This window comes from Streptomyces sp. NPDC059695 (genome assembly GCF_042733785.1).
GTDB lineage: Bacteria > Actinomycetota > Actinomycetes > Streptomycetales > Streptomycetaceae > Streptomyces.
Genome location: NZ_JBHWFF010000011.1, coordinates 137,558 through 144,660, shown reverse-complemented (window position 1 = coordinate 144,660; position 7,103 = coordinate 137,558). Strand labels below are relative to the sequence as shown.

Annotated in this window: 5 protein-coding genes and 1 pseudogene; 5 read left to right on the top strand and 1 reads right to left on the bottom strand. The window is 75.2% G+C overall.

Annotation, left to right across the window (positions count from 1 at the left end; genetic code table 11):
- Positions 1 to 155 precede the first annotated feature (155 nt).
- From ACFV2S_RS16185 to ACFV2S_RS16175, 3 genes are read left to right on the top strand one after another with little or no spacing between them, the layout of a single operon-like run.
- Positions 156 to 908 carry an ABC transporter ATP-binding protein gene (locus ACFV2S_RS16185; protein WP_385558686.1) on the top strand — a complete coding sequence of 251 codons (753 nt, stop codon included), beginning with the start codon at positions 156 to 158 and terminating at the stop codon, positions 906 to 908.
- A gap of 5 nt (positions 909 to 913) precedes the next feature.
- Positions 914 to 2,281, top strand: coding sequence for an FtsX-like permease family protein (locus tag ACFV2S_RS16180; protein WP_385558951.1), 1,368 nt, complete (start codon positions 914 to 916; stop codon positions 2,279 to 2,281).
- A complete protein-coding gene (locus tag ACFV2S_RS16175; protein ID WP_385558683.1) occupies positions 2,274 to 3,611 on the top strand; it encodes a sensor histidine kinase in 1,338 nt (445 codons plus the stop codon). The genes ACFV2S_RS16180 and ACFV2S_RS16175 overlap by 8 nt, the downstream gene beginning before the upstream one ends.
- Before the next feature lie 72 nt (positions 3,612 to 3,683).
- Here ACFV2S_RS16175 and ACFV2S_RS16170 read toward each other — a convergent pair whose 3' ends face one another.
- Complete coding sequence (locus ACFV2S_RS16170) at positions 3,684 to 4,328, bottom strand: LuxR C-terminal-related transcriptional regulator (protein WP_385558948.1); 645 nt, start codon at positions 4,326 to 4,328, stop codon at positions 3,684 to 3,686.
- A gap of 136 nt (positions 4,329 to 4,464) precedes the next feature.
- On the opposite strand from ACFV2S_RS16170, the pseudogene ACFV2S_RS16165 reads away from it, so the two are divergent.
- Positions 4,465 to 4,706, top strand: a pseudogene (locus ACFV2S_RS16165) (hypothetical protein); the annotation flags it as partial.
- Between the two features lie 720 nt (positions 4,707 to 5,426).
- Positions 5,427 to 6,821, top strand: a complete 1,395-nt coding sequence (locus ACFV2S_RS16160; protein ID WP_385558680.1) for an aspartate ammonia-lyase — start codon at positions 5,427 to 5,429, stop codon at positions 6,819 to 6,821.
- The last annotated feature ends 282 nt before the right edge of the window (positions 6,822 to 7,103 follow it).

Below are 7,103 nucleotides of genomic sequence, written 5' to 3'. Positions count from 1 at the left end.
TGGGCGCCCACCACCCACCCCGGCGGGGCCCCCCCCGCCGACGTGGACCCCCCCCCCCGCCCCTGCCCGGCCCGCGGGGGGTGCGCATATCCCACCCCCCGGTCCGGGGGCGGGCATGATCGACCCGCCCCACCGTGCCCGCCCAGGATGAGGGCATGGCTGAGACGACGACAGACACGAGAACGGCGGCCGCCGCCCGCGCCGAGGACCTGCACCGCTCCTACGGGCGCGGCGCCGCCGCCGTACACGCACTGCGCGGGGTGTCGGTGGACCTCGCACCCGGCACCTTCACCGCGGTGATGGGCCCCTCCGGATCCGGCAAGACCACCCTGCTGCACTGCCTCGCGGGGATGGACCGCCCCACCCGCGGAACCGTCCGGTGGGGCGACACCGAGGTGACCCGGCTGCCGGAACGGAAACTGGCCGAACTGCGGCGCACCCGGATCGGCTTCGTCTTCCAGGCGTTCAACCTGATGCCCGCCATGACCGTCGCCCAGAACGTCGAGCTGCCCGGCCGGCTGGCCGGCGCTCGCCCGGACCGCGGCCGCGTCCTCGACGCGCTCGCCCGGGTCGGCCTCGCCGGACGCGAGCGGCACCGGCCCGGACAGCTCTCCGGCGGCCAGCAGCAACGCGTGGCCATCGCCCGCGCGCTCGTCGCCCGGCCGAGCGTGCTCTTCGCCGACGAACCGACCGGCGCGCTCGACCGGGCCACCGGCCACGAGATCCTCGCCCTGCTGCGCGACGGCGTCGACCGGGACGGCCGGACCTGCGCGATGGTCACCCACGACCCCGTCGCCGCCGCGTACGCGGACCGGGTCCTGCTCCTCGCCGACGGCCGCGTGGTCGACGTGCTGGAACGGCCCACCGCCGACGCGATCGCGGCCCGCCTCGGCCGGCTGGGCGGGTGAGCACCGTGGTCCTCCTCGCCCTCGGGCAACTGCGCCGCCGTCCGGCCGCCTTCGCGGGACTCGCCGTCGCGCTGCTCCTCCTGGTCGCCACGACGACGCTGTTCGGCTCGCTGTTCGCCACCCAGGTCACCGCTCCCGAGGCCGTCCGCGCGACACCGGTGGCCGGACCCGGCCTCATGGTGATCGCGGGAGCCTTCGGCGAGATCGCCGTCCTCGTGGCCTTCTTCGTGGTCGTCCACGCGATCGGCTTCGCGCTCCGCCGCCAGCACCGCGAGCTCGCGCTCCTGCGCACGATCGCCGCCACACCCCGTCAGGTACGGCGCCTGGTGCGCGTCCAGATCCTCGCCACCGCCCTCGCCGTCGCCCTGCCCGGCGCGCTCGCCGGGTGGTGCGCCGCCCACCGCTTCCTCGACGCCCTGCGGGACCGGGGGATGGCCGCGCCGGGCCTGCGGGTGCCGGTGACACCGCTGCCCGCCCTCGTCGCCGTGGCGGTCACGCTCGCCGTCGGGCTCGTGGCGTCGGCCGTCGCGGTCCGGCGCGTCTCCCGGATCGCGCCCGCCGCGGCGCTCACCGCGACCGCCACCGAGCAGGGGCGGACGGGCGTGCCGCGCCTGCTCGCGGGCGTCTGCGCCCTGGTGGGCGGCGGCCTGCTGCTGCGCCTCGCCGCGACACGACCGCCGGGGGAGGTGGACAAGGCGGGACAGGCGGCCCTGCTCGGCTCCCTGGTGCTCCTCGTCGCGGTCGGCCTGACCGGGCCGCTCACGGCGCGCGCCCTGGTGGCCGTCCTGGGCGCACCCCTGCGGGCGCTGCTGCCCGGCACCGGCTGGCTCGCGGAGGCCCATCTGCGCGGGTACGCACGGCGGCTGACGTCCGCCGTGGTGCCGGTCGCGCTTCTCGTGGGCCTTTCGGCGACCATGATGATCATGACACGTACCGCCGAGCACGCCGCCGGACCGACCGGCGCCGCCTCCGCCACCGACGTCTGGCTCCGCCAGGCCGAACTGGCCCTCCTCACCTGCTTCACCGCCGTCTCCACGGTCCACACCGTCATCGCCGTCACCGGGGAGCGACGCCGGGAGTTCGCGCTGCTGCGCCTGGTCGGCGCGACGCGGCGGCAGCTGCTGCGGATGCTCACCAGCGAGGCCCTGCTCACCACCGCGGTCGGCGTCCTCCTCGGTGGCGCGGTCGCCGCGCTCGCCTCGGCCGCGTTCAGCGCGGCCGCGACCGGTTCCGCGATGCCGTCCGTGCCGGTCGCGGCCTGCGGCTGGATCGTGGCGGGCGCGGCGGCGCTGACCGTCCCGGGCATCCTCGGCGCGGGCCTGCGCGCGATCCGGGGCCCGGCGGCGGAGCAGGCGGTCGGCGCCCGTGACTGACACGCCCGCCCCCGGCCGCCCGCAGGACCGGCCGGCCGTCGGCGGGGCCGCGCCGTCCGGGCCGACGGGGGCGGGCACGCCGCCCGCCCCCGGTGGGGCCGGGACAGGGCCGGAGCGCCGGCGGTACTTCTCCGTGCGCGCGGGGGAGTGGGTGTTCGCCGTGGTGGGGCTCCCGCTCGCCCTGCTCTGCGGCGCGTACGCGCTGGCCGTCGTGTACGCGGGGACGCTGCTCTCGCTCACCGTCGTCGGCCTGCCGTTCGTGGTCCTCGCGCTCCTCGGCGCGCGAGGACTCGGCACCCCGCACCGGCTCCTGGTCGGCGCGCTGCTCGGGGCGTCCGTCGCGCCTCCGGCCGGAGTGCCGCGCCCCGACGGCCTCCTCGCCCGCGGCCGCGCGGTGCTGACCGACCCGGTGGCCTGGCGGACGCTGCTGTACCTGGTGCTGCGGCTGCCGCTCGGCCTGCTCGGTTTCGCCGCCGCGGTGGTGCTGCCCCTCGCGTGCGGGTGGCTCGTCGGCTTCCCGCTCTGGGGCCGTCTGCTGGAGCCCGCGTCCCCGCCGGGGATCCGGCTGGACGCGCTCTCCGTGCTCCTCGGACTCGTCCTGCTGGCCGCCGCGCCCGGAGTGCTGCGCCTGTCCGCCGGCGCGAACCGGCGGCTGGCGGCCCTGCTGCTCGGGCCCGCCCGCGCCCAGCGCCGCGTCCGCGAGCTGGAGGCGGCCCGCGCCGTGCTGCTCGCGGAGAACGGCGACCGGCTGCGCCGCCTGGAACGGGATCTGCACGACGGCACGCAGGCCCGCCTGGTGGCCCTCGCCATCACCCTCTCGCTGACCGAGGACGCGCTCGACGGGGCCGACGGACCGGACCTCGCCCGGCTGCGGACCCTGCTGGACCGCGCCCGGACCCAGAACGAGGAGACCGTCGCCGAGCTGCGGCTGCTCACCCGGGGCATCCACCCCGTCGCCCTGGACGGTGGCCTCGGTGACGCGCTGCCCGGACTCACCGCCACCTCGCCCGTGCCCGTCAGCGTCCGTCTGGACCTCGCCGAACGCCCGGACGAGGCCATCGAGCGGGCCGTCTACTTCTGCGCGGCGGAGCTGCTGACGAACGTCGCCCGGCACAGCGGCGCGCGGACGGCCGCGCTGGCGGCGACCGCGCGCGACGGACGGGTGCGGCTGACGGTACGGGACGACGGCCGCGGCGGCGCGGCGCCCGGCGGCGGCACCGGGCTCGCCGGTCTGGTGGAGCGGCTCGCGGCGGTGGACGGCACCCTGCGCGTGGACAGTCCGCCCGGCGGGCCGACGGAGGTCACGGCCGAGCTGCCCGCACGGCTCTGACCGTCCCACCGGCCCGCCGCGGGCGCAGGCGGTCCCACCCGCCGGTCCCGGACCGGCAGGGGAGTGCGGCTCTCACCCGCCCGTCTCGGACAGGTAGGCGAGCACGGCCTTCACCCGCCGGTTGTCCTCCTCCGTGGCGGGCAGGCCGAACTTCGTGAACACGGCGGCGACATGCTTCTCCACCGCCCGCTCCGACACCACGAGCCGCTCGGCGATGGAGCGGTTCGAACGGCCCTGCGCCATCAGCTCCAGGACCTCCCGCTCGCGCGGTGTCAGGGTCTCCACCCGGCCGCCGCGCCCGCCGTGCACCAGCCGGTCGACGACCTCCGGGTCCAGCGCCGTCCCGCCGTCCGCGACCCGCCGCAGCGCGTCCATGAACTCGGAGGTGCGGGCGACGCGTTCCTTCAGGAGGTACCCGACGCCCGTCGCCCCGCCCGCGAGGAGCCGGGAGGCCCAGGCGGTCTCGATGTGCTGGGAGAAGACGAGGACGCCCACCCCGGGCACGGTCGACCGGATCTCCACGGCGGCCCGGATGCCCTCGTCGGTGTGGGTGGGGGGCATCCGGACGTCCACCACGGCGACGTCGGGCCGGTGCCGGGAGACCGCGGCGAGCAGCTCGGTCGCCGTCCCCGCCGTCGCCACCACCCGGCACCCGCGGGCTTCGAGGAGTTCGGCCATCCCGTCCCGCAGGATGACGGAGTCTTCGGCGAGCACCACACGCGGACCACTGTCGTTCACCCCGCCATTATCGGCCGTCCCGTCCCGGCCTCCTCGCGCGCCCCTCGTGAACGCCACATGAAACCAGGGGCGGTTCCATGTACTTCTCGTGTTCGCGCGCCTACCGTCGGGCGCCGGCGCGGGCCCCGCCCGGCACCCGTACCTCGCGCCCAACGGCCGCAGCGGGATGCACGCCGACGGCGCCGGCAGCGGCACGCACCCCTTCTCCGGGCCGCTCGGGCGCGACCCGAGGTCGGCAGCGCGAAGATCGCCGCGGTGGGCGGCGAGTGCGCCACCGTCACCTTCGACGCGGGCGGCCGTCTCGTCACCGTCTGCGGCACGTTCAGCGGCTTCCTCCTGAAGCTGCTCGACCTGCGCTGACCTGCACGAATAGCCGTTCGAGGCGTGCTGAACTGCGGCTTTGCAGCTTTCAGGGCTTTCCTGATGATGCCGTCCTACGCGGTCGATCCTCCCCGGCCACTCCCCAAGGCAGCTCCATTCCCCCGGATCCTCCCCCGCCGCAGCGTCCCGTGACGCCGTTCCTGTCGGCGAGAGAGCTCAGCCGGTGTGCGGGAAAGGATGACGCACCGTACTGCTGGAGGGGCCCGACGGGGCCACCGTGTCGCGCTGCGAAGGGTTTGTCATCGGGAGGCCTCGGGTCATGTTGTGAGGAGAGCGACAGGACGAAGGCGCTGTGATGCAGAGGCCCCAGGGTGACGGCCGTACCGATCACCATCAGGTCGAACGTGATGCTGCAGGGGCCGGCCGCGCCGGCACTGCATGCGGCCGGTACGGCTGGAAGCAGCGTGACGTCCGGATCGCCCTCGATGTGACGCTCTCGGTGATCAGTCGCGGCCTCTGACGGGCGGTCGGCCGGTCGTGCCAGAAGGGCGTGACCGTGTTGAGGGGCGGTTGTTGTGTACCCCCCCGCCCTGCCCCCGCCCTGTCCGTCGGCGTTCCCTGCGTCCGCCCTGTCGCTGTCGACGGGCGCCCTTCACAAGTAACACGTATTCCGTATGGCGCTGATGAGTGCCTGAGTGTAATGATTGGTACTAGGGGGCAGGGCGTGCTGCCCCAGAGAGACCGGAGGCCGCGACAGTGAGTTCGCAGCGCACAGAGCACGACCTGATCGGCGACCGCCTGGTGCCGGAAGACGTCTACTACGGCATCCACACACTGCGCGCTCGCGACAACTTCCCGCTCACCGGCATCGCCCTGTCGGCGCATCCCGAGCTGGTGGAGGCACTCGCGGCGGTCAAGGCGGCCGCCGCCGCGGCACACCGGGATCTCGGCGTGCTCACCTCTGAACAGGCGGACGCCGTCATCCGGGCGTGCGAGGAGATTCGTGAGGGACGGCTCCATGACCAGTTCGTGGTCGACGTGTTCCAGGGAGGGGCCGGCACGTCGGCGAACATGAACGCCAACGAGGTCATCGCGAACCGCGCGCTGGAACTGCTCGGCCGCGAGCGCGGCGCCTACGGCCACCTGCACCCCAACGACGACGTCAACCGTTCCCAGAGCACCAACGACGCCTTCCCGACCGCGGTCAAGCTCGCCCTGCACGCGGCCGCGGGCCGGCTCCTCGACGGCATGAGCGAGCTGGCCGGTGCCTTCACGGAGCGCGGCGGCACGTTCGCGAAGACGGTGAAGCTCGGCAGGACGCAGCTCCAGGACGCGGTGCCGATGACCCTCGGGCAGGAGTTCGACACCTTCGCGCTCACCGTCCGGGACGACGCCGAAGTGATCACCCGGGCCTCGGGCGTCCTGCTCGAGGTCAATCTGGGCGGCACGGCCATCGGGACCGGTCTCAACGCGGAGGCGGGATTCGCCCAGGCGGTGATACCGCACCTGGCCGCGATCACCGGCCTTCCCGTGCGCCCGGCCCGTGACCTGATCGAGGGCACGCAGGGCATGGGCGGTTTCCTCCAGATCTCCAGCGCGCTGAAGCAGTACGCGGTCCGGCTGGCGAAGATCTGCAACGACCTGCGGCTGCTGTGCTCCGGCCCCAGAGCGGGCTTGGGCGAGATCCGGCTGCCCGCCCTCCAGGCCGGTTCCAGCATCATGCCCGGCAAGGTCAATCCCGTCATCCCGGAGGCCGTGAACCAGGTGTGCTTCGAGGTGATCGGTGTCGATGCCTCCGTCTGTGCGGCAGCCCAGGCCGGCCAGCTCCAGCTCAACGCCTTCGAGCCGCTGATCGTGCACCTGCTGCTCAACTCCATGAACCGCCTCGACGCGGCGAGCCGCCTGTTGGCCGAGCGGTGTGTCCAGGGCATCGAGGCGAACGAGCAGCACCTTCGCGAGCTGGTCGAAGGCTCCGCGAGTCTCGCCACGGCCCTCAATCCCGTCATCGGCTACCAGCGTGCGACCGAGCTGGCGCAGGAGAGCCTCGACACCGGCCTGTCCGTGAGGGAACTCGCCAGGCAACGGCGGCTGCTCCCCGAGGAGGAGCTGGAAGCGCGCCTCGACCCGTGGACCCTGGCCCATCCCCGCTGACCGGCGACGCGGAAGGAGGCCCGCGCCAACCTGTCGGAAGGGGTGGCGCCGGGTGCCCCGTCGACAAGGGGCGGCCCCCGGTGGGCCCCCTCCGGTTGCGCCCTGCCCGTGTAGGGGGCGCCCCCCTGCGCCGGCGAACGGACACCCCGCCTCCCCGCCCCGCGCGCCGCGCGGAACGGTGGGGGGGGGCGCGGCGCGGGGGGGCGGGGCGGCCCGCCCGGCGGCGGGGGGGGGGGGTGCGGGTGGGGGGGGGGGGGGGTCGGGGGGGGGGGGGGGGGTGGT